Here is a 20098-nt window from a genome sequence, read left to right as displayed (position 1 = left end):
TGTTCTTCGGTTTCGATGACCATCAGCGCGCCGGCCTCGCCGAAGACGAATCCGGTGCGGTCGCGGTCGAACGGGCGGCAGGCCCCTACCGGGTCGTCGTTCTTGGTCGACATCACGATGCGCATCTGGGCGAAAGCCGCAATCGGCACCGCCTCGATACGGGTTTCCACGCCACCGCAGATGGCAATGTCGGCCTCGCCGAAGACGATGTTGCGCCAGGCCTGCGCGATCCCCTCGGAACCCGACGCGCACGCCGACACCGGCGTGATCACCCCGGCTTTGGCCTGGCGCTCCAGGCCCACCGCCGCCGAGGCGCCGTTGGGCATGTACTTCTGCACCCCGAGCGGAGAGACGGCCTTCATGCCGCGAGCGCGCATGTCGTCGTAGCTGAAGACCATCTCTTCCGACGATCCCAGGCCGGTGCCGATGGAGACCATCAGCCGGTTGGGATCGACCTCGGGAGAGCCGGCGTTCTCCCAGACCCGCCGGCCCAGAATGGTGGACATCCGCTGCAGATAACCCGTCCGACGCAGCTCGATACGGGTCATTTGGCTATCGAATTCTTCCAACAGGTGTCCGCCGATGCGCACCGGCAGGTCGAACTCCTCGACGAATGGATCCTCGAGTTTGCGGATACCACTTTGGCTGTCCAGCAACAGCTTCCAGGTGTTCTCGGCGTCAGTAGCCAACGCGGTCGTCATGGCGACGCCAGTGACGACCACGTTCGGGAGCGTTTTCCCGGTAACCAGCTCTGTCATGGGTCTTGCGAACGTTCCTTCCATGCTGTCCGGCTCCTCCGCGGGCCTGCTGCGGCCCGCGTCGTCGCCGGACGTAGTACTCAGTACCGCCCGAAGGCGAGTGCCACGTTGTGACCACCGAACCCGAACGAGTTGTTGATCGCGTATTGGAAATCGCCGTAGCGAGGTTCGCCCGCGACAACATCCAGATCGATTTCGGGATCGGGTGTTTCGTAGTTGAGTGTTGGCGGTATCACGCCGTCCCGAAGGCTCAATACCGTGAGGACAGATTCCAGAGCCCCGACGGCACCGATGGAGTGCCCCAGGGCCGACTTCGGTGCGTACACCGCCGCTTGCTCGCAGCCGGCGACCCGGATGGCGTTCGCCTCGGCGGTGTCGCCGATGGGCGTTGCCGTCCCGTGCGCGTTGACGTGGTCGATGTCCTTGGGGGACAACCCCGCCAACTCGAGCGACCGTTGCATTGCCCGGCCGGCGCGCACGCCGTCAGCCGCGGGCGCCACCATGTGGAACGCGTCCGAGGTGATGCCGGCGCCCAGCAACCGGGCCAGCGGCTTGGCGCCGCGGGCCTTGGCGTGTTCCTCGGTCTCGATGATCATCAGGGCCCCGGCCTCGCCGAACACGAAGCCGTCGCGGTCCTTATCGAACGGCCGTGACGCGCGCTCGGGCTCGTCGTTGCGAGTGGACATGGCCCGCATCATGGAGAACGCCGCGATCGGCAGCGCCTCGATGGGACCCTCGACCCCGCCGCAGACGGCGAAATCGGCGTCACCCATTGCGATCTGGCGCCACGCGTGCGCGATCGCCTCCGAGCCCGACGAGCACGCCGACACCGGGGTGATCACCCCGGCGCGGGCGCCCAGCTGCAGGCCCACCACCGCCGCGGCGCCGTTGGGCATGATCATCTGAACGGCGAGCGGCGACACCTTGCGGGGGCCGCCCTCGTTCATCAGGTCGTAACTCTCCACGATCCTTTCGGCGCCACCGAGACCGGTGCCGACCACGACCGAGAACCGGTCGGGGTCGACCTCCGGGCTGCCGGCCGACTCCCACAGCTGAGTGCTGAGCAACTTCGCCAGCCGCTGGACGTAGGACATGCGCCGCAAGTCGAGCCTGCTCATGTGCTCGTCGATGGGCTCCTTGAGGTGGCCACCGATCTTGACGGGCAGGTCCCACTTGGTGATGAACTCGTCTTCGAGGACGTGGATGCCGCTTTCGCCGGCCAACAAACCCTTCCACGTGCTCTCGATGTCCGGCGCGATCGACGTCGTCGCCGTGACGGCGGTTACCACAACGTTGGGGTAACCGCCATTAGCAGTGGAAGGCTTGCTCACTTGCTGTCCGCTTCCAGCCTCGACTTGACGTTGGCGACCGCCTCGGGGTTCTCGGTCTCCAGCTTGGCGCGCAGCGCCTCGGCAGCCTCGGGGTTCTCTTCCTCGAGCTTCTGGATGTAGGAGACGACGTCACCAACGGTGCGCAGACCGGCGAGGTCCTCGTCGGGGATCTTGACGCCGTACTTGTCCTCGGTCTGCACGGCGATCTCGACCATCGACAGCGAGTCGATGTCCAGGTCGTCGACGAACGACTTCTCCGGGGTGACCTCGGAGGGCTCGATACCGGTCACCTCTTCGATGATCTCGGCGATACCGGCGATGATTTCTTCCTGGCTGACAGCCACAGCTTTCTTCCCTTCGTAATGTGTTGTGTGTTAGTCGAATTGACGTGATATGCGGTTGTACTGGTTGTGCAACTGGCCGAGCTGGCTTTAGAGCTCGGCCAAAGCGTCCAGGTCTGCGGGCGACTTGACGGCACGTGCCGTAACCCCCCGAAGTTCTCGTTTGGCGATACCGGTGAGCGTGCCCGCGGGCGGGAACTCCACGGCCGCAGTGACTTCCAGGTCACGCAGCGTCGCGGTGCACAGATCCCAGCGCACCGGCTGGGTCAGCTGAGAGACCAGCGCCTCCATCGCCGCGGCCGCCGAGGCGACCGGCTTACCGTCGCGGTTGGACAGCAGCGTGGCGGTGGGCTCGGACGTCTGGACGGCGGCCGCCGCGGCGGCGTAGCCGTCGAGCGCCGACGCCATGTACTTGGTGTGGAACGCCCCGGCCACCCCGAGCGCGCGCACCCGGGCCTTTTCCGGCGGGTCCTCGGCCAGCTTCTCCAGCGCGGTCAGCGGGCCTGCGGCGACGATCTGTCCCGTGGCGTTGCGGTTGGCGGGGAAGAGGTCGAGCTGCTCGAGGCGGGCCAGGACCTCGCCCTCATCGCCACCGAGCACCGCGGACATGCCGGTCGGCTCGACGGCGCAAGCCTTGGCCATCTCGGCGCCGCGGGTGGCGGCCAGCGCGACGGCGTCGTCGGCGGCGATCACGCCGGCGATCGCGTAGGCGGCGATCTCCCCGACGGAGTGGCCAGCGACGACCAGTTCCGCGTCCGACAACAGGCCGCGCCTGGCCAGCTCCTGGTGGGCCAGCAGCGTGGCGGCCACGACCAGCGGCTGGGTGACCGCGGTGTCGGTGATCTCTTCGGTCGATGCGGTGGTGCCCAGGCGCACGAGGTCGAGGCCACTGGCCTTGGACCACAGCGCCAACTGGTCAGCGGCGCCGGCGAGCTCCAGCCATGGCGAGAGCATCCCCTCGGTCTGCGAACCCTGTCCGGGCGCAAGCAATGCAATCACGTGTTTAAGAGAACACTGTGGAAACGGTTTTGGCGGGTGTAACAGATTATGAACCTCGTCTTAGGTTTTTGTGTACACCCTACAAAACGGCTCCGTAAGCTACGGGTTTGATATCGTGCCGCGACCTGTTGCCTGGGTCACTATCTTCCGAATTGCCCCGCCACCGCCGCTTTCACCGGCAGCGGAACCGCAGGCATGGCGTTGGTGGCGGCGCTGGGGGGTTGGGCCGGGTAGTTGAGCTGGCCGACCGTCGCCGCCACTCGCAGCACATATGCATCACGGGGCTGCATGGGATCGCGGCCGGTGAAGTCGGTGATCCGCTTGAGCCGGTAGCGCACGGTGTTTGGATGAACGAACAACTTTCTGGCACACGCCTCAATCGCGCCGCCACAATCTAAGTAAGCGTCAAGAGTTTCGATCAGCGTCGGACCCGCGTCGGCCAGCGGGCCCATCACGTCGGTGTGCAGCGCCACGATGGCCGACGCATCGCCCATCAGGGCGCGTTCGGGCAGCAGTTCGCGCGCCGGCACGGGACGTGGCGCGCCGCGCCAGCCACCGACGGCGTTCATGCCGGAGATCGCCTCGCTGGCGCTGTGATAGGCAGCCGTCAGCATCGGCGCGGTGGGCCCGACGACCACCGGGCCGTCGGCGAACGCCACCAGCAGATCGCCCAGGAATTTGTCGGTCGGCGACAATTGGCCGGACACGATCGCGACCAGCCAGGTGCCGTGCACGTCGGTGAGGGCCGCGCGCCCGTGCTGTGCGGCGATGTCGCGGACGCGCTGGCTGGCCCGTTCGCTGTCGTCGGGACCGGTGGATCCGTCGCGCCCGGGGGCCGGGGTACCGACCACGACCGTCGCCGGCGCGGTGGTGTCCCAGTTCAGCGCCGCGGCGCGGGACAGCAGCTCCGGGCCCGTGTCGCCGCGGACCACCGCATCGACGACGCTGGCCTCCATCCGGCTGTCCCACGCCCCGCGCGCCTCGGCCGCGTTCGCGTAGGCGGTCGCGGCCGTGAACGCCAGGTCGCGGCTGTACTTCAGGATGCCGACCGTCAGCGCCGTCAGCTGCTCTTCGGAGCGGGCCAGCAGCGGGACGACCTCCTCGAAGAAGTCCATGGTCACGCGCGCCATGTCGACGCTGTGGCGCAACGCGATGCGGCGGGCGAGGTCCTGGGGCACCAGTTCGAAGGCCTGCGCGGTGTGGCTGACGTTGCTGTGCGGGTCTTGCATCCACTCGGCGAAGTTGTTGATCGCCGTCTGCACCACCAGCGCCATGCTGGCCCGCTGCGATGCTTCAAGGTCGGCGAAGAACGGCAACCGATCGCCCATGACCGAGACCGCCTCGGTGGCCAGCCGGCCGGAGTACTGCTTCAGCCGCCGCAGTACCGACTCCGGCACCGTGTCGAGCAACTCCAGCGGCGATCGGGGCTGCTTGGCGAACGGACCGGCGAAGGGGTTGTCATTCACCCCTAAAACCTACGCGACTTTTCTGGAAGTTTCCGCCAAAGGCGGAGGCGTGGCGTTCTTAAGGACGCCTCAATGCGTTGGCCTGAGCGGCCGGTGGGGCGTTGAGCGTGAAACTACCTTCACGCTCGGCGCCCAACGTGAAACTACCTTCACGCTCGACGCGGGCCACGCCGTGCACAGGCGGGGGTCAGGCCACCCCGGGGTCGGACGTCTGCTCCGGGGCCGCCTGCACGTCGTCGATCTTGTACTGGCGGGCGGCCGCGACCGGCACCGAGGGGTCGATCTCGCCGTCGCGCGCCAGCGCCTCGAGCACCGCGACCACCTGCGACTCGGCGTCGGTGTTGAAGTACCGCCGCGCCGCCGGCCGGGTGTCGGAGAAGCCGAACCCGTCGGTGCCCAGGGTGACGAAGGTGCCCGGCACCCAGGGCCGGATCTGCTCGGGGACGGCCCGCATCCAGTCCGAGACGGCGACCACCGGACCGCTGATGTTCGACAGGGCCTGGGTGACGTACGGGACACCGGCCGGCCGGTCCGGGTGGCGCAGCCTCGCCCTGTCGACGGCCACGCCGTCGCGGTTCAGCTCGCCCCAGCTGGTCACCGACCACACGTCGGCGGCGACGTCCCACTCCGCGGCCAGCATCTCGGCCGCCTTCAGCGCCGAGGGCATCGCCACCCCCGATGCCAGGATCTGCGCCTTGTTGGCCCGCTGTTCGGTGGCGACGTGGTAGCGGTAGAGGCCCCGCAAGACGCCCTCGGGATCGAAGTTCTCCGGCTCGGGCGGCTGCACGTACGGCTCGTTGTAGATGGTGATGTAGAAGAACACGTCCTCCGGGTTCTCCCCGAACATCCGCGCCAGCCCGCTTTCCACGATGTAGGCGATTTCGTAGGCGAAGGCCGGGTCGTAGGCGACCACCGCGGGGTTGGTGCTGGCCAGCAGCAGCGAGTGACCGTCGGCGTGTTGCAGCCCTTCGCCGGTCAGCGTGGTGCGCCCCGCGGTGGCTCCGAGCAAGAACCCGCGTGTCATTTGGTCTGCGGCGGCCCATAATCCGTCGCCGGTGCGCTGGAAGCCGAACATCGAATAGAAGATGTAGATCGGGATCATCGGCTCGTTGTGGGTGGCATACGACGTGCCCGCCGCGATGAACGACCCCACGGACCCGGCTTCGTTGATGCCCTCGTGCAGGATGTGCCCGGCTTCGCTTTCCTTGTAGGCCAGCATCAGCTCGGCGTCCACGGCGGTGTACAGCTGGCCGTTGCGGTTGTAGATCTTCAGCGACGGGAACCACGAGTCCATGCCGAAGGTGCGCGCCTCGTCGGGAATGATCGGCACGATCCGCGGCCCAACTTCTTTGTCCCGCAACACTTCTTTGAAGGTCCGCACCGTCGCCATGGTGGTGGCGACCTCCTGGGTACCCGATCCCTTCTTCAGCGCGGCGTAGGTCTCGCGCCCGGGCAGCCGCAACGCCTTGGCCTTCGTCCGTCGCTCGGGCAAGAACCCGCCGAGGGTGCGCCGGCGGTCGACCATGTAGCGGATCTCCTCGGCGTCCGAGCCGGGGTGGTAGTAGGGCGGCAGGTAGGGGTCCTCTTCGAGCTGCGCGTCGCTGATCGGGATCCGGATCGCGTCGCGGAAGTCCTTAAGGTCTTGCAGCGCAAGCTTTTTCATCTGGTGCGTGGCGTTGCGGCCCTGGAAATGCGCTCCCAGCGAATAGCCCTTGATGGTCTTGGCCAGGATCACCGTGGGCTGACCCTTGTGGTCGACGGCGGCGCGATAGGCGGCGTAGACCTTGCGATAGTCGTGGCCGCCGCGCTTGAGGTTCCAGATTTCGGAATCGCTCATGTTCTCCACGAGCGCCTTGGTGCGCGGGTCGCGGCCGAAGAAGTGGTCGCGCACGTAGGCGCCGTCGTTGGCCTTGTACGTCTGGTAGTCCCCGTCCGGGGTGGTGTTCATCAGGTTCACCAGCGCGCCGTCGCGGTCGGCGTGCAGCAGGGCGTCCCATTCGCGGCCCCATACCACCTTGATGACGTTCCAGCCGGCGCCGCGGAAGAACGACTCCAGCTCCTGGATGATCTTGCCGTTGCCGCGCACCGGGCCGTCGAGGCGCTGCAGGTTGCAGTTCACGACGAACGTCAGGTTGTCCAGGCCCTCCAGCGCCGCGACGTGCGCCAGGCCGCGGCTTTCGGGCTCGTCCATCTCGCCGTCACCCAGAAAGCACCACACGTGCTGGTCGGAGGTGTCCTTGATGCCGCGGTCGTGCAGGTAATGGTTGAACCGCGCCTGGTAGATGGCGTTGAGCGGGCCCAGACCCATCGACACAGTCGGGAATTCCCAGAAGTCGGGCATCAGCCGCGGGTGCGGGTAGGAGGGCAGTCCGCCGCCGGCGTGGCTGTGCTCCTGCCGGAAGCCGTCCATCCGGTCGGCGGTGAGCCGGCCCTCCAGGAAGGCGCGCGCGTAGATTCCGGGGGAGGCGTGGCCCTGGATGAACACCTGGTCGCCGCCGCCGGGGTGCGATTTGCCGCGGAAGAAGTGGTTGAAGCCGACCTCGTAGAGCGCCGCGGACGAGGCGTAGGTCGAAATGTGGCCGCCCACACCGACTCCCGGGCGCTGGGCGCGGTGCACCATGATGGCGGCGTTCCACCGGATCCACGCCCGGTAGCGCCGCTCGACGTCCTCGTCGCCGGGAAACCACGGCTCCAGCTCGGTCGGGATGGTGTTGACGTAGTCGGTGGAGGTCAGCGACGGGATGGCGACTCGCTGCTCGCCGGCCCGCTCCAGCAATCGCAGCATCAGGTAGCGCGCCCGCGACGGGCCGGAGCGCTCCAGCAGTTCATCGAAGGACTCCAGCCACTCCGACGTCTCTTCGGGATCGATGTCGGGGAGGTAGGAGGCCACCCCCTCGCGGATCACCCGAACCCGGTCGGGTTCGGTTGCGCCGTTGGGGTTTGTGGCCAGATCGTGGCGCACGAACTCAGTTGTCAACGCACTACTCCTGTTGTTGGCGGAATGTGTGCCGTAACGGGTGGGTCGCACCCTGCCCACCATCGTGCCGCACCGGCGTTGCGCGCGGATAGCCGACGTCGGGTAGCCGGCTCGGCGTCAGCCGGCGAACACCAACTCGGCGGGTCTGGGGCAAGCGGCGGGGTCACCCGGTAACGTCTGGCTTGTGCTCATCCGGTGGCGTGCCGTCCCTCAGACGCAGGTGGGGGACTTCCCCCGGCGCGGGGCTTTGGCCCTCGGGTGTCTCGCGGTGGCGTTGATGGGCATCGTCGGATGCACCTCCGTCACCAACGGCACGGCAACGCCCGACACCAAGGTGGCTCCGGCCTATCGGCAGTCGGTGTCGGCGTCGGTGTCCGCGTCGTCGGCGACGTCGAGCGTCCGCGAATCCCAGCGGCAGCAATCGCTGACCACCAAGGCCGTCCGCACCGCCTGCGCCACGCTGATCACCACCAGCAAGAACGCGATCGACAAGACCAACGAATTCGTCAAGGCGTTCAACGCGGGCCGGGGCACCGGACCGACCGAGGGCCCGGCCATCGACGCCCTCAACGACAGCGCCACCACGGTGGGCAACAGCTTCAGCGACGCGATGTCGCAGCAGATCAAGGACGCGTTCAACGCCTACATCGACGCCGCCCGCGCCGTGGCCAACGCCATTGGGACGCACGCGGGGACGTCGGAATTCAACAAACGGGTCGATCAGCTCAACGACACGAAAAAGAACGCAGTAAAACTGTGCCTGGCAACCTGATGATGCGGAAGTATGGACCGAGTTCTGGCTGTGCGACGATAATCGCGAATCGCACAGCGTTCGGACGTTGAAGGAGGCTCCACGGTGGTCGCGGCGGATCACGCCCCGAGCTACGCTCGCAAACTGGGCATCCAACCCGACCATGTTGTCCAGGAGTGGGGCTGGGACGAAGACACCGACGACGAGATCCGCGCTGCGGTCGAGGAAGCCTGCGGCAGCGACCTACTCGACGAGGACACCGACGAGGTGGTCGACGTCGTACTGCTGTGGTGGCGAGACGGTGACGGCGACCTGGTGGACACCCTGATGGACGCGATCACTGCGCTGGCCGAAGACGGCGTGATCTGGGTGCTGACCCCGAAGACCGGCAAGCCGGGCCACGTTCTGCCCGCCGAAATCGCCGAGGCCGCACCCACCGCCGGTTTGATGCCGACCTCGTCGGTGAACCTGGGCGACTGGAGCGCCAGCCGGTTGGTACAGCCCAAATCCCGGGCCGGGAAGCGTTGATGCTGTCCGTCGGCACCCCCGCCCCGGATTTCACTTTGCGCGACCAGAACCAGCAGCGAGTCACGCTGAGCTCCTACCGGAACGCCAAGAACGTGCTGCTGGTGTTCTTCCCGCTGGCGTTCACCGGGATCTGCCAGGGCGAGCTGGATCAGTTGCGTGACCACCTGCCCGATTTCGAGAACGACGACAGCGCGACGCTGGCCATCTCGGTGGGACCGCCACCCACGCACCGGGTCTGGTCGCTGGACAGCGGCTTCACCTTTCCGGTGTTGTCGGACTTCTGGCCGCACGGCGCGGTCAGCCAGAGCTACGGCGTGTTCAACGAGGACGCCGGCTACTCCAACCGCGGGACGTTCGTGGTCGACCGGTCCGGGATCATCCGCTTCGCCGAGATGAAGCAGCCCGGCGAGTCGCGCGACCAGCGGCTCTGGACCGAAGCCCTGGCGGCTTTACGGGCCTGATTTTGGGGACTTGGCCGTCGGGCGGGTAGCCTGCCCGCAGCAACGGGCGCGTAGCTCAGTGGTAGAGCTCTGGTTTTACACACCAGCGGTCGGCGGTTCGATACCGTCCGCGCCCACTCGGTTTGGCCGGCGGGACGAGCGCGTCAGGCTTGTGCGGCGCGGACCTTGTTGACGAAGGCGGCTCCGAACGCCTTGGCCGAGTAGGGGTCCTGGCCGGTGATCAGCTCGCGATCCTCGACGACCTTGCTGCCCATCGGCAGGACCGTCTGTTCGACGTGGGCGCCGCGAGACTTCAACAGTTCGGTCGGGTCATCCTTCAGGCGTCCCCGGAAGCGCCGCGCCAACGGGACCGTGGACAACATCGTGTCGACGCCGGTCTTGAAGCAGGTCATCCGGTAACCCGCATAGGTCCAGCGCCCGTCGACGGTGGGCGCCGCGGCGAGCGCGGCGGGAGCGTGACAGATCAGGCCGGTGGGGCGTCGGGCGTCGTGGAAGTGACGGACCAGCGCGCCGAAGTCGTCGTTGAGCGAGTCGTCGGCAAAGGCGTCGCGGTGCAGCAGGTCGACCAGGGGCGCATGGCCGCCCGGCACGAACAAGGCGTCAAACCCGTCCAGGCGCTGGACGTCGTGGCTGATCTCTTCGAGTTTGGCCGGCGTGGCCAGACCGAGTTCGAGCAGCTCCCGATAGCTGCTCAGGGCGGCGTCACGCCTTTTCCGGGAGCCGGCGAAGTACATCAGGCTGCACGAGGTGCCATCGATGGCCGGCGCCCGCGCGCCCGGGGTGGCGAACCCAAGCTCGAAGCCGGCCCGACGCATCGCGTCCGTCGGTTCGATCAGTTCACCGAGGTAGGTGCCGGTCAGCTCGCTGCGGCCGTTCCGTAGCGGAATCCGGTCGGCCGCGGACACCACCACCAGGACTCGGGGCGCCGTCGTCGTTGCCATGGGTCAGCGATACCCCCGGGCGGGTGGTGGCAATCGCCGGCCGCCTACTCGACGGACGGCCCCGCGAGCCAGGACCGGCCGCCCGCGAGCACGGCGGCGTGCACCGCTCGGGCGATCCGGGCGCCGAACGTCGATCGTGGTCCACCGAACTGCTCCGCCGTCCCGTCGCTGGGGCAGTGCACGACGACCGCGTCCGAGGCGGTTCCGGTGGCGCGTATCCCGGCCTCGTGGAGCGCCTGCACCTTGGCCTCCGTGGCGGTGGCGACGGCGTTGACCAGCGCCGCCTCGGACAGCCGCACCGGCACCGCGACCACGATGTTGATCGTGCCCACCCGGTACGGCGCCTCGCGGCGGAAGTGGTGATCGGGCGCGGCGGCCCAGGCGGGGCTGGAGAGCCCGACGGTCGCTGTCGCATGCACGCCGCCGTCCGCGGCGAGGTGGTGGCGGGTCACGTCGACCGCGGTGAGCAACCCGCACCCGGCGCCGTTCAGCCGGAGCGCGGCGCCGATCTCGGTCAGGTGGCGGTCCGGGTCGGTCCGGTCGTAATCCAATGGGACCGTGGCGTTGACGAGCCAATCCCGAGCGCCGATACCGCCGCCGAGCGGGCCCGACGAGACGCACATTCGCGGCTCGGCGAATCGCCAGACCAGGACCGGGATCGACCGCCTCTGCTCCACCCGTGCGGCGAGCCTGGGATCCATGGCTACATCCTCGCGTGCTACGGCGCGCCCGGTTCGCCGGGGGAAGGCCCCGCGCGTCGCCGGTGTCACCGTCAGCGGCACTATGAACGCGTGAAACCGTTCCGCATCGACGTTTCCGACGAGGTCCTCGACGACTTGCGAGCGCGGCTGGCCCGCACGCGGTGGCCCGAGGCCGAATGCGTGGACGACTGGAGCCAGGGCGTGCCGCTGGCGTATGCCCGCGAGCTGGCCGACTACTGGGCCGACGACTACGACTGGCGATCGCGGGAGGCGGCCCTCAACCGCTTCGATCAGTTCACCACCGAAATCGACGGGCTGGACATCCATTTCGTCCACCAGCGCTCGCCGCACGCGGACGCGTTCCCGCTGGTGATCACCCACGGCTGGCCGGGCTCAATTGTGGAGTTCCACAAGGTGATCGAGCCGTTGACCCATCCCGCCTCCGGCCGCGCCGAGGACGCCTTTCACGTCGTGTGTCCGTCGCTGCCCGGGTACGGGTTCTCCGGTAAGCCCACCGACACCGGCTGGGGTGTGGAAAGGATCGCGCAGGCGTGGGAAACGCTGATGCTGCGCCTGGGCTACGACCGCTACGGCGCGCAGGGCGGTGACTGGGGTGCCGCGGTCACGACTCAGATCGGCCGCAATGTGGGCCACTGCGTGGGCATCCACTTGAACATGCCGGTCGGCCGGCCCACCAAGGAGTCGCTGACCAACCCGACGGAGGAGGAGCAGCGAGCGTTGGCCGGGTTGGCCAACCACCGCAAGTGGGGCACCGGCTATTCCAAGCAGCAGTCCACCCGGCCGCAGACCCTGGGCTACGGCCTGGCCGACTCACCCGTGGGGCAGCTGGCCTGGATCGTCGAAAAGTTCTGGGACTGGGCCGATTGCGCCGGGCACCCTGAGAACGCGCTCAGCCGCGACGAGCTGCTGGACAACGTGATGGTCTATTGGGTGACCAACACCGCCGCGTCCTCGGCCCGCCTGTACTGGGAGAGCTTCGCGGTGTGGGGTGGCGGCGATCGCGTCGAATTGCCCACGGGCGTAGCGGCTTTCCCGGGGGAGCTGCTGAAGGCGCCGCGCAGCTGGTGCGAGCCGGTCTACAACATCACCCACTGGACGGACATGCCGCGCGGCGGGCATTTCGCGGCGTTCGAACAACCGGAGCTGTTCGTCGAGGACCTGCGCGCGTTCTTCGCAACGGTGCGCTGAGCCGCTCAGCCGGGCGGGGCGAAGAACTCCAGCGCGATGCCGTCTGGGTCGCGAAAACTCAACCCCGAGCCGTAGGGCGCATCCACGATGCCGCCGTGCTCGATGGCCAGCTCGCCCAGCCGGGTGACCCAATTTTCCAGCTCGGCGCGGCTGGCGCAGCCGAAGCCGACGTGGTCGAGCCCGACGCGGTGTTCGCTGAACTTCTCGTTGGGCGCAGCGCGGTCGTGCTGGTGAATGCCGAATATGGTGCCGCCGTCAAGCATCCACACCTGGTGGTGAAAGCCGGCGTCAGTGTGCTCGTCCAGGATCGGGTCGGCGCCGAGCAGCCTGCGATACCACGGGCCGCTGATCGCGATGTCGCGCACCGTGACCGCGACGTGGTTGAGCGCGGGAAAGGTCATGCGTTGCACGATAGTCCGCCGTGCGGGGCTTGCCGGCCATCGGAACGCTGGCCGAGTACCCGCCGTCGACGGCCAGCGCGGCACCGGAGACGAACGATGCCTTGTCGCCCCCACATCCGCTCGGGCACTTGTTGCCTCAACGGCCTCATGGATTCCAGTGTGAGACGCTGCCGGGGTGGTTGTGACCCGGACCCGGATCGCGGGCGTGATGATCGGCTACCTGGCCGACCGCGCGCTGGGCGACCCGCGACGGGGTCATCCGGTCGCGCTGTTCGGCCAAGCCGCCGCCGCGCTGGAACGCGTGACCTACCGCGACAGCCGGCTTGCCGGCGCGGTCCATGTCGGCGCGCTGATTTCGGCGGTGGGCCTGCTCGGGCTGGCGGTGCAACGCGGCGCCCGGCGTCGCGGCCGGGGATGGTCGATCGCGGCGACGGCCGTGGCCACCTGGGTGGCGGTGGGGGGAACCTCGCTGACGCGCACCGGCCTGGAGATGTCGGAGCTGCTGGAACGCGGCAACGTCGAGGCCGCCCGCGGGCTGCTGCCGTCGCTATGTGGGCGTGATCCGGCGTCGCTGGACGCCGCGGGCCTGACGCGCGCGTCGCTGGAATCGATCGCCGAGAACACCTCCGACGCCCAGGTGGCGCCGCTGCTGTGCGCGGCGGCCGGCGGCGTGCCCGCGGTGCTGGTGTATCGCGGCATCAACACCCTGGACTCGATGATCGGGTATCGCTCGCCGCGCTATCTCCGATTCGGTTGGGCGGCAGCGAGATTGGATGATGTCGCCAACTACGTCGGCGCGCGGGCGACCGCGTCGCTGACGGTGCTGTTGGCGCCGCTGGTGGGTGGATCACCGTCCGGTGCGGCGCGGGCCTGGCGCCGCGACGCCGGCCGTCATCCCAGCCCCAACGCCGGCGTCGTCGAGGCGGCCTTCGCCGGGGCGCTGGGCGTGCGCCTGGGCGGTCCCACCCAATACCGCCACGAGCTGCAGATCCGGCCCACACTCGGCGACGGCCGGGAACCGACGGTGACCGACCTGCGGCGCGCGGTGATGCTGTCGTCGCTGGTGCAGGCGGGCGCCGCGGTCCTCGCCGAGCTTGCACTTTCCCTGGCGGGCTACCGCCGCCGGCCGTAGCGGTCGGCCAGTTTGGCCTCCACCGTTTGCGGCGCTTGCGACGCGGGCGCCGTCTCGGCGGCGGGGGCGGCCCGCTGTTGCTTCTCCTGGCGGCGGGCCCGGATCTCCGAGTAGGCGAAGTAGCCCAACCCGATCGGGGCCAGGATGCCGAACGCGATCCACTGGATGCCGTAGGACAGGAACGGGCCGGCGTCCAGCGCAGGCACGCCGACCACCCCGAGCCCGCCGGGCTGCCCGTCGACCAACTGCAGGTAGGACCCGGCCAGCGGGACCCTGGTGAGCACCGCGACCTGTGCGGTGTCGATCGAATAGACCTGCTGCACACCGTCTCCCACGAACGGGTCCTTGTTCACCGCGGCGGGCTCGGAGTTGCGCAGCCGCGCCGTGATGGTCACCGTCTGCGTCGGGGGCGGGGGGATGGGCGGGACGTGCGACCCCTCCAGCGGGCGCACGTAGCCGCGATTGACCAGCACCGTGGGCCCGCCGTCGACGACGAACGGCGCCAGCACCTCGAACGCCGGCTTCGAGTCGATCACCCGCAGGCGGGCCAGCACCTGCACGTCGGGCAGGTAGTGCCCGGTGGCGGTGACCTGGCGCCATTGCGCGCCGGGGGCCGCCGAATTCTGCTGCGGCAGTAGGGTTTTCAATGGGACGGGCGCGGTGTTCAGCGAGGATTCGATCTGATGGTTCTCCTGCGAGGTCCTGCTGTGCTTACCCAACTGCCAGGGCGCGAGCACCGTGAAGCACAGGTACGCGAAGGCGACGACCACCACCGCCAGCGCTATCCAGCCCGGACGCAGCAGAAAGGCGAACCGGCGCATCAAGGCGATCCGTTCTGCGCGAGCCGTTCATCGACCCAGTCATGCAGGCCCGGCAGCGCGGCCTCGATGACGGTGTAGACGCGTTCGAAGTCTTGTGCGTCGCCGTAGTAGGGATCGTCGACGTCGGGGGTGTGGGCGCCGGTGCGCGGATCGAAGGACCGCAGCATCCGGACGCGGTCGTCGTCGACGCCGAGGTGCCGCAGCATTCGGGCGTGGTTGCGGTCCAGGGCGACCACCAGATCGGCACCCAGGTGCTCGGCGTCGACCTGCGCGGCGCGGTGCTCGCATGCATAGCCGTGGGCGCGCAGCACGTCGGCGGCGCGCTCGTCGGCGCACTCGCCGACGTGCCAGTTGCCGGTGCCGGCGCTGCTCACCCGCACCGCGTCGGCCAGGCCGCGGCGGCGCAGCTGGTCGGCGAACATCTTCTCGGCCATCACCGAACGGCAGATGTTGCCGGTGCACACGAACGTCACGTGCAGCCGTTCACGCTCAGACACCCAGCGCCCTCCGTAGTTCGTCGATGGTCGAGGCGTGCGTCACGCCGACCGTGGGCGACGCGTCCGCGAAGTCGGCCTTGCCGTAACCCCAGCCGACCACCACGGTGTCGATGCCGTGCGCGGCCGCGCCGTGCACGTCGTGGCTGCGGTCACCGACCATCAGCACCCGTTCGGGCAGCGGCTCGAGCTGCGACAGGGCGTGCGCCAGCACCTCGACCTTGGCCTTGCGCGCCCCGTCGGGACTCGCGCCGGCGATCACCTCGAAGTGCTGGTCGAGCCCGAAGTGGGCGAGGATGCGCCGCGCCGTCGTTTCCAGCTTGGAGGTGGCCACGGCCAGCCGGACACCGGCGGCACGCAGATCGGCCAGCAGCGCCTCGATCCCGTCGAAGAGCGCGTTCATCGCCCAGCCGCGGGACCCGTACTCGGCGCGAAAGGCCGCGATCGCCTCCTCGGTGTGGTCGCCGAGTTCCATGGCCCGGAAGGTGTCGTCCATCGGCGGGCCGACGATCTGGGCAACGAGGTCGCCGGGCGGCACGGGCGCGCCGATGTGGTCGAGCGCATGCAGGAAGCTGGTGACGATCCCCTCCGCGGAATCGGTCAGGGTGCCGTCGAGATCGAAGATCACCAGCTGCGCCCCCGGGGCCTGGGGATCGGCGGACGTTGTGCCTGTCACCTCACCATTGTCCTCGATGGGTGCGACCGGTCGTGACGGTGATGCCGGTGTACGTCCGGCCGACCCGCGCGGCGCACTAGTGTTTCACGGATGGCGAGTCTGAACCTGAGCCCGCCTGCGGCGCGCTACCACGGCGATCAGGCCGTCGCGCCCGGGATGCTCGATTTCGCCGTCAACGTCCGGCACGGCCAACCGCCGCAGTGGCTGCTGCGCCGGCTGGCCGAGCGGCTGCCCGACCTGGCGCGCTATCCGAGCCCCGAGGACGCGCACCGGGCGCAGGACGCCGCGGCCCAGCGACACGGCCGGACCCGCGCCGAGGTGTTGCCGCTTGCCGGGGCGGCCGAGGCGTTCGCCCTGCTGGGCAACCTGCGCCCGCGGCGGGCGGCGATCATCGCCCCGGCGTTCACCGAGCCGGCGGTCGCGCTGACCGCGGCCGGGGTGCCGGTGCACCACGTGGTGCTGGAGCCGCCGTTCGGCCTGGCGGGCGCGATCGTTCCCGACGACGCCGACCTCGTCGTGGTGGGGAATCCGACCAACCCCACCTCGGTGCTGCACACCCGCGAGCAACTGCTGGCGTTGCGCAGGCCCGGGCGGATCCTGGTGGTCGACGAGGCGTTCGCCGACTCGATTCCCGGCGAGCCGGAATCGCTGGCCGGCGACGCGCTGCCCGACGTGCTGGTGCTGCGCAGCCTGACCAAGACCTGGGCGCTGGCCGGGCTGCGGGTGGGCTACGCGCTGGGTTCCCCGGACGTGCTGGCGCGGTTGACCGCCCAGCGGGCGCACTGGCCGGTGGGGACGTTGCAGCTGACGGCCATCGCGGCGTGCTGCGATCCGCAGGCGGTCGCCGACGCGGCGGCCGGGGCGGCCGGACTGGGGCAGCTGCGCGCCGAGATGGTGGCCGGGCTGGCCTCGGTGGGCGCCGACGTGGTCGACGGCCGGGCCCCGTTCGTGCTGTTCCGCACGCCGGAGGCCGTTCAATTACGAAAACGACTGCATGACAGGGGGATTGCCATCCGTCGCTGTGACACCTTCGTCGGCCTGGACGAGCGGTACCTGCGCGCCGCGGTGCGCCGCGAGTGGCCGTTGCTGGTGCGGGCGATCGCGGAGGCCGACCGGTGAGCATCAAGCTGGCCGACGTCATCGCGGTGCTCGACGAGGCCTACCCGCCGCGGCTCGCCGAGTCCTGGGATTCGGTGGGGCTGGTCTGCGGGGACCCCGACGACGAGCTGCGGTCGGTGACCGTCGCGGTCGACGCCACGCCGGAGGTGGTCGACGAAGTTCCCGATGCCGGCCTGCTGCTGGCCCATCACCCGTTGCTGTTGCGCGGCGTGGACACCGTGGCGGCCAGCACCCCCAAGGGCGCGCTGGTGCACCGGTTGATCCGGACCGGACGCTCGCTGTTCACCGCACACACCAACGCCGACTCCGCCTGCCCGGGGGTGTCCGACGCGCTGGCCGCGGTCCTGGGCCTTCACGTCGAGGCCGTGCTCGAGCCGGCGACGGACGCACCCGACCTGGACAAGTGGGTGGTCTACGTGCCCGCCGAGAACGCCGACGCGGTGCGGGCGGCGGTGTTCGCGGCCGGCGCCGGACATATCGGTGACTATTCGCACTGCAGCTGGAGCGTCAGCGGCATCGGGCAGTTCCTGCCGCACGAAGGCGCCTCACCGGCGGTGGGCAGCGTGGGCAACGTCGAGCGGGTGGCCGAAGACCGGTTCGAGGTGGTCGCGCCCGCCCGTTCCCGGGCCGCGGTGCTGACGGCGCTGCGCGCCGCCCATCCCTACGAGGAACCCGCCTTCGACATCTTCGCGCTGGTACCCCCGCCCGGCGACACCGGGCTGGGCCGCGTCGCGACCCTGGCGCGTCCGGAACCGTTGCGCGACTTCGTCTCTCGCGTCAGCGCGGCGCTGCCGCGCACCTCGTGGGGGGTGCGGGCGGCGGGGGACCCCGCCATGCCGGTGTCGCGGGTCGCCGTCTGCGGCGGCGCCGGGGATTCGTTGCTGGCCGCCGCGGCCGGTGCGGGCGTGCAGGCTTTCGTGACGGCCGATCTGCGGCACCACCCGGCCGACGAGCACCGACGGGCCTCCGAGGTGGCTTTGATCGATGTGGCACATTGGGCAAGTGAATTCCCCTGGTGTGAACAGGCCGCCGGCCTGCTGCGGTCGCGTTTCGGTGCGGAGCTTCCCGTGCGGGTGAGCTCGATTCGCACCGACCCTTGGAACGTCGAGCACCAGGATGAGAGTTCATGAAAGCCGAAGTGGCGCAGCAGCGTTCCCTACTCGAGTTGTCGAAACTCGATGCCGAGCTGTCCCGCATCGCACACCGGGCCACGCATCTGCCGGAGCAACAGGCCTGCGAGCGGTTGCAGGCCGAATACGAGGCCGCCGGTGACCGGCTGGGCGCCGTGCGCATCGCCGTGGAAGACATCGACGCCCACGTGTCGCGGCTCGAGGCGGAGATCGACGCGGTGCGCCAGCGCGAAGACCGCGACCGCTCGCTGCTGCAGTCGGGAACGATCGACGCCAAACAACTGTCGGACCTCCAGCACGAGCTGGAGACCCTGCAGCGTCGTCAAACCAGCCTGGAGGACTCGCTGCTGGAGGTGATGGAACGTCGCGAGGAGCTGCAATCCCAGCTCGACGGTGAGCAGCAGACGCTGGTGTCACTGGAGGCCGAAATGGCGAGCGCGCGTGAGGCTCTCGATGCCGCGGTCGCCGAGCTCAGCGAGGCCCGTGAGCTTCAGTCGTCGCGGCGTGACTCGCTGAGCGCCGCACTGGATCCGGCGCTGTCCGCCCTGTACGAACGCCAGCGTGCCGGGGGAGGCCCGGGCGCCGGGCAGCTGCTGGGCCGTCGGTGCGGGGCCTGCCGGCTCGAGATCGACCGCGGCGAGCTGTCCCGCATCTCGGCCGCCGCCGAGGACGAGGTGGTGCGCTGCCCGGAATGCGGCGCGATCCTGCTGCGGGTCAAGGGTTTCGATCAGTGAAGGTCGTGATCGAGGCCGACGGTGGATCGCGGGGCAACCCCGGACCGGCCGGATACGGCGCGGTGGTGTGGAACCAGGACCGCACGACCGTGCTCGCCGAGGCCAAGCAGGCCATCGGCCGAGCGACCAACAATGTCGCCGAATACCGGGGTCTGATAGCCGGTTTGGACGACGCCCTGAATTTGGGCGCCACCGAGGCCGCGGTGTACCTGGATTCCAAACTGCTGGTGGAACAGATGTCCGGGCGGTGGAAGGTCAAGCACCCCGACCTGATCGAGCTGCACAACCAGGCCCGAAGCCGCGCGGCGCGGTTCGCGCGGATCAGCTACTCGTGGATCCCCCGGGAGCGCAACACGCACGCCGATCGGTTGGCCAACGAGGCGATGGACGCCGCGGCCGAGGCTGTGACGGAAACGCCCGAACCGGCCCCAAAGCCTGAGCCGGCGCCGAAACCCGAACCGGTCGAGCCCGCGGCGACGCCGTCCCCGTCCGCGCCGGGCTGGACCGGCGCGCGCGGCACCCCGACCCGGCTGCTGTTGCTGCGGCATGGCCAGACCGAGCTGTCGGTGCACCGCCGCTATTCGGGGCGCGGTAACCCGGCGCTGACCGAGCTGGGGCGCCGGCAGGCCGACGCGGCGGCGCGTTATCTGGCGCAGCGCGGCGGCATTTCGGCGGTCTTCGCCTCGCCGCTGCAACGGGCCTATGACACCGCGGCGGCCGCCGCCAAGGCGCTGGGGCTGGACGTCACCGTCGACGACGACTTGATCGAGACCGACTTCGGCGCCTGGGAGGGGCTGACGTTCGCCGAGGCGGCCGAGCGCGACCCCGAACTGCACGGCCGCTGGCTGCGCGACACCAGCACCGCCCCGCCGGGCGGGGAGAGCTTCGACGCGGTGGCCGATCGGGTATCGACGGCCCGTGACCGGATCGTCGCCGCCCAGCAGGGTACGACGGTGCTGGTGGTCTCGCACGTGACCCCCATCAAGATGTTGCTGCGCGAGGCACTGGACGCCGGGCCCGGCATCCTGTACCGGTTGCACCTCGACCTCGCGTCGCTGAGCATTGCCGAATTCTATTCCGACGGAGCGTCTTCGGTGCGCCTGGTGAACCAGACCGCGTATCTGTAAG

20 protein-coding genes, 1 tRNA gene and 1 pseudogene are annotated in these 20098 nt (G+C 69.3%); 10 read left to right on the top strand and 12 right to left on the bottom strand.

The window, feature by feature from the left end:
• The 6 genes and pseudogenes from kasB to aceE form a co-directional block, all read right to left on the bottom strand.
• Window positions 1-758: pseudogene (kasB, locus tag A5659_RS01630) on the bottom strand (3-oxoacyl-ACP synthase KasB); the annotation flags it as partial.
• Between the two features lie 80 nt (window positions 759-838).
• The gene (gene kasA, locus A5659_RS01625; protein ID WP_066862719.1) at window positions 839-2089 is read right to left on the bottom strand and encodes a 3-oxoacyl-ACP synthase KasA; all 1251 of its coding nucleotides are present in this window, start codon (window positions 2087-2089) and stop codon (window positions 839-841) included.
• Window positions 2086-2433 (bottom strand): meromycolate extension acyl carrier protein AcpM, encoded by a 348-nt coding sequence (gene acpM / locus A5659_RS01620; RefSeq protein ID WP_007770614.1) that lies wholly within the window; start codon window positions 2431-2433, stop codon window positions 2086-2088. The genes kasA and acpM overlap by 4 nt, the downstream gene beginning before the upstream one ends.
• 87 nt (window positions 2434-2520) lie before the next feature.
• The gene (locus tag A5659_RS01615; RefSeq protein ID WP_066862722.1) at window positions 2521-3429 is read right to left on the bottom strand and encodes an ACP S-malonyltransferase; all 909 of its coding nucleotides are present in this window, start codon (window positions 3427-3429) and stop codon (window positions 2521-2523) included.
• 140 nt (window positions 3430-3569) lie between these two features.
• On the bottom strand, window positions 3570-4895 hold the full coding sequence (locus A5659_RS01610; RefSeq protein WP_066862725.1) for a CdaR family transcriptional regulator: 1326 nt from the start codon (window positions 4893-4895) through the stop codon (window positions 3570-3572).
• Between the two features lie 187 nt (window positions 4896-5082).
• On the bottom strand, window positions 5083-7872 hold the full coding sequence (aceE, locus tag A5659_RS01605) for a pyruvate dehydrogenase (acetyl-transferring), homodimeric type (RefSeq protein ID WP_067178971.1): 2790 nt from the start codon (window positions 7870-7872) through the stop codon (window positions 5083-5085).
• 184 nt (window positions 7873-8056) lie between these two features.
• Here aceE and A5659_RS01600 point away from each other — a divergent pair, with 184 nt between their 5' ends.
• From A5659_RS01600 to A5659_RS01585, 4 genes are all read left to right on the top strand, one after another.
• On the top strand, window positions 8057-8644 hold the full coding sequence (locus A5659_RS01600) for a hypothetical protein (protein ID WP_066862732.1): 588 nt from the start codon (window positions 8057-8059) through the stop codon (window positions 8642-8644).
• Window positions 8645-8728: 84 nt separating this feature from the next.
• The gene (locus A5659_RS01595; protein WP_066862735.1) at window positions 8729-9151 is read left to right on the top strand and encodes a DUF3052 domain-containing protein; all 423 of its coding nucleotides are present in this window, start codon (window positions 8729-8731) and stop codon (window positions 9149-9151) included.
• A complete protein-coding gene (locus A5659_RS01590) occupies window positions 9151-9612 on the top strand; it encodes a peroxiredoxin (RefSeq protein WP_066862738.1) in 462 nt (153 codons plus the stop codon). Before A5659_RS01595 ends, A5659_RS01590 begins: the two co-directional genes overlap by 1 nt.
• A gap of 44 nt (window positions 9613-9656) precedes the next feature.
• Window positions 9657-9728 (top strand) — tRNA-Val (locus A5659_RS01585).
• 27 nt (window positions 9729-9755) lie between these two features.
• On the opposite strand, the gene A5659_RS01580 is transcribed toward A5659_RS01585, so the two are convergent.
• Both A5659_RS01580 and A5659_RS01575 read right to left on the bottom strand, forming a co-directional pair.
• Window positions 9756-10553 carry a DJ-1/PfpI family protein gene (locus A5659_RS01580; RefSeq protein WP_067178969.1) on the bottom strand — a complete coding sequence of 266 codons (798 nt, stop codon included), beginning with the start codon at window positions 10551-10553 and terminating at the stop codon, window positions 9756-9758.
• A 44-nt stretch (window positions 10554-10597) separates the two neighbouring features.
• Window positions 10598-11254 (bottom strand): adenosylcobinamide amidohydrolase, encoded by a 657-nt coding sequence (locus tag A5659_RS01575; protein WP_197497875.1) that lies wholly within the window; start codon window positions 11252-11254, stop codon window positions 10598-10600.
• A gap of 90 nt (window positions 11255-11344) precedes the next feature.
• On the opposite strand from A5659_RS01575, the gene A5659_RS01570 reads away from it, so the two are divergent.
• Window positions 11345-12463, top strand: coding sequence for an epoxide hydrolase family protein (locus A5659_RS01570; protein WP_067178967.1), 1119 nt, complete (start codon window positions 11345-11347; stop codon window positions 12461-12463).
• Window positions 12464-12468: 5 nt separating this feature from the next.
• Here the strand turns inward: A5659_RS01570 and A5659_RS01565 are convergent, their stop codons facing one another.
• Entirely contained in the window at window positions 12469-12864 is a 396-nt protein-coding gene (locus A5659_RS01565) for a VOC family protein (RefSeq protein ID WP_067178965.1), read from the bottom strand.
• Window positions 12865-13072: 208 nt separating this feature from the next.
• On the opposite strand from A5659_RS01565, the gene A5659_RS01560 reads away from it, so the two are divergent.
• Window positions 13073-13996 (top strand): cobalamin biosynthesis protein, encoded by a 924-nt coding sequence (locus A5659_RS01560; protein ID WP_067178980.1) that lies wholly within the window; start codon window positions 13073-13075, stop codon window positions 13994-13996.
• Here A5659_RS01560 and A5659_RS01555 read toward each other — a convergent pair.
• Genes A5659_RS01555 through A5659_RS01545 form a run of 3 tightly spaced genes read right to left on the bottom strand, consistent with a single transcriptional unit; the run spans window position 13978 to window position 15987 of the window.
• On the bottom strand, window positions 13978-14817 hold the full coding sequence (locus A5659_RS01555; protein ID WP_067178963.1) for an SURF1 family protein: 840 nt from the start codon (window positions 14815-14817) through the stop codon (window positions 13978-13980). The genes A5659_RS01560 and A5659_RS01555 overlap by 19 nt on opposite strands.
• Complete coding sequence (locus A5659_RS01550) at window positions 14817-15314, bottom strand: low molecular weight protein-tyrosine-phosphatase (RefSeq protein WP_067142860.1); 498 nt, start codon at window positions 15312-15314, stop codon at window positions 14817-14819. The genes A5659_RS01555 and A5659_RS01550 overlap by 1 nt, the downstream gene beginning before the upstream one ends.
• Window positions 15307-15987, bottom strand: a complete 681-nt coding sequence (locus A5659_RS01545) for an HAD-IA family hydrolase (protein WP_197497874.1) — start codon at window positions 15985-15987, stop codon at window positions 15307-15309. The genes A5659_RS01550 and A5659_RS01545 overlap by 8 nt, the downstream gene beginning before the upstream one ends.
• Window positions 15988-16077: 90 nt before the next feature.
• Between A5659_RS01545 and cobC the strand changes: the two genes are divergently transcribed.
• The 4 genes from cobC to A5659_RS01525 are packed head-to-tail and all read left to right on the top strand — an operon-like array spanning window position 16078 to window position 20097.
• Entirely contained in the window at window positions 16078-17106 is a 1029-nt protein-coding gene (gene cobC / locus A5659_RS01540; RefSeq protein WP_067178961.1) for an Rv2231c family pyridoxal phosphate-dependent protein CobC, read from the top strand.
• Window positions 17103-18236 carry a Nif3-like dinuclear metal center hexameric protein gene (locus A5659_RS01535; protein ID WP_067178959.1) on the top strand — a complete coding sequence of 378 codons (1134 nt, stop codon included), beginning with the start codon at window positions 17103-17105 and terminating at the stop codon, window positions 18234-18236. Before cobC ends, A5659_RS01535 begins: the two co-directional genes overlap by 4 nt.
• Complete coding sequence (locus A5659_RS01530; protein WP_067178957.1) at window positions 18233-18970, top strand: zinc ribbon domain-containing protein; 738 nt, start codon at window positions 18233-18235, stop codon at window positions 18968-18970. The genes A5659_RS01535 and A5659_RS01530 overlap by 4 nt, the downstream gene beginning before the upstream one ends.
• Complete coding sequence (locus tag A5659_RS01525) at window positions 18967-20097, top strand: bifunctional RNase H/acid phosphatase (RefSeq protein WP_067178955.1); 1131 nt, start codon at window positions 18967-18969, stop codon at window positions 20095-20097. The genes A5659_RS01530 and A5659_RS01525 overlap by 4 nt, the downstream gene beginning before the upstream one ends.
• Window position 20098: the final 1 nt, after the last annotated feature.

Source organism: Mycobacterium sp. 1165196.3, assembly GCF_001673415.1.
GTDB classification, from domain to species: Bacteria; Actinomycetota; Actinomycetes; order Mycobacteriales; family Mycobacteriaceae; genus Mycobacterium; species Mycobacterium europaeum_A.
Note: the sequence above shows the minus strand (reverse complement) of the source record. Positions and strands in the feature narration are given on the sequence as shown.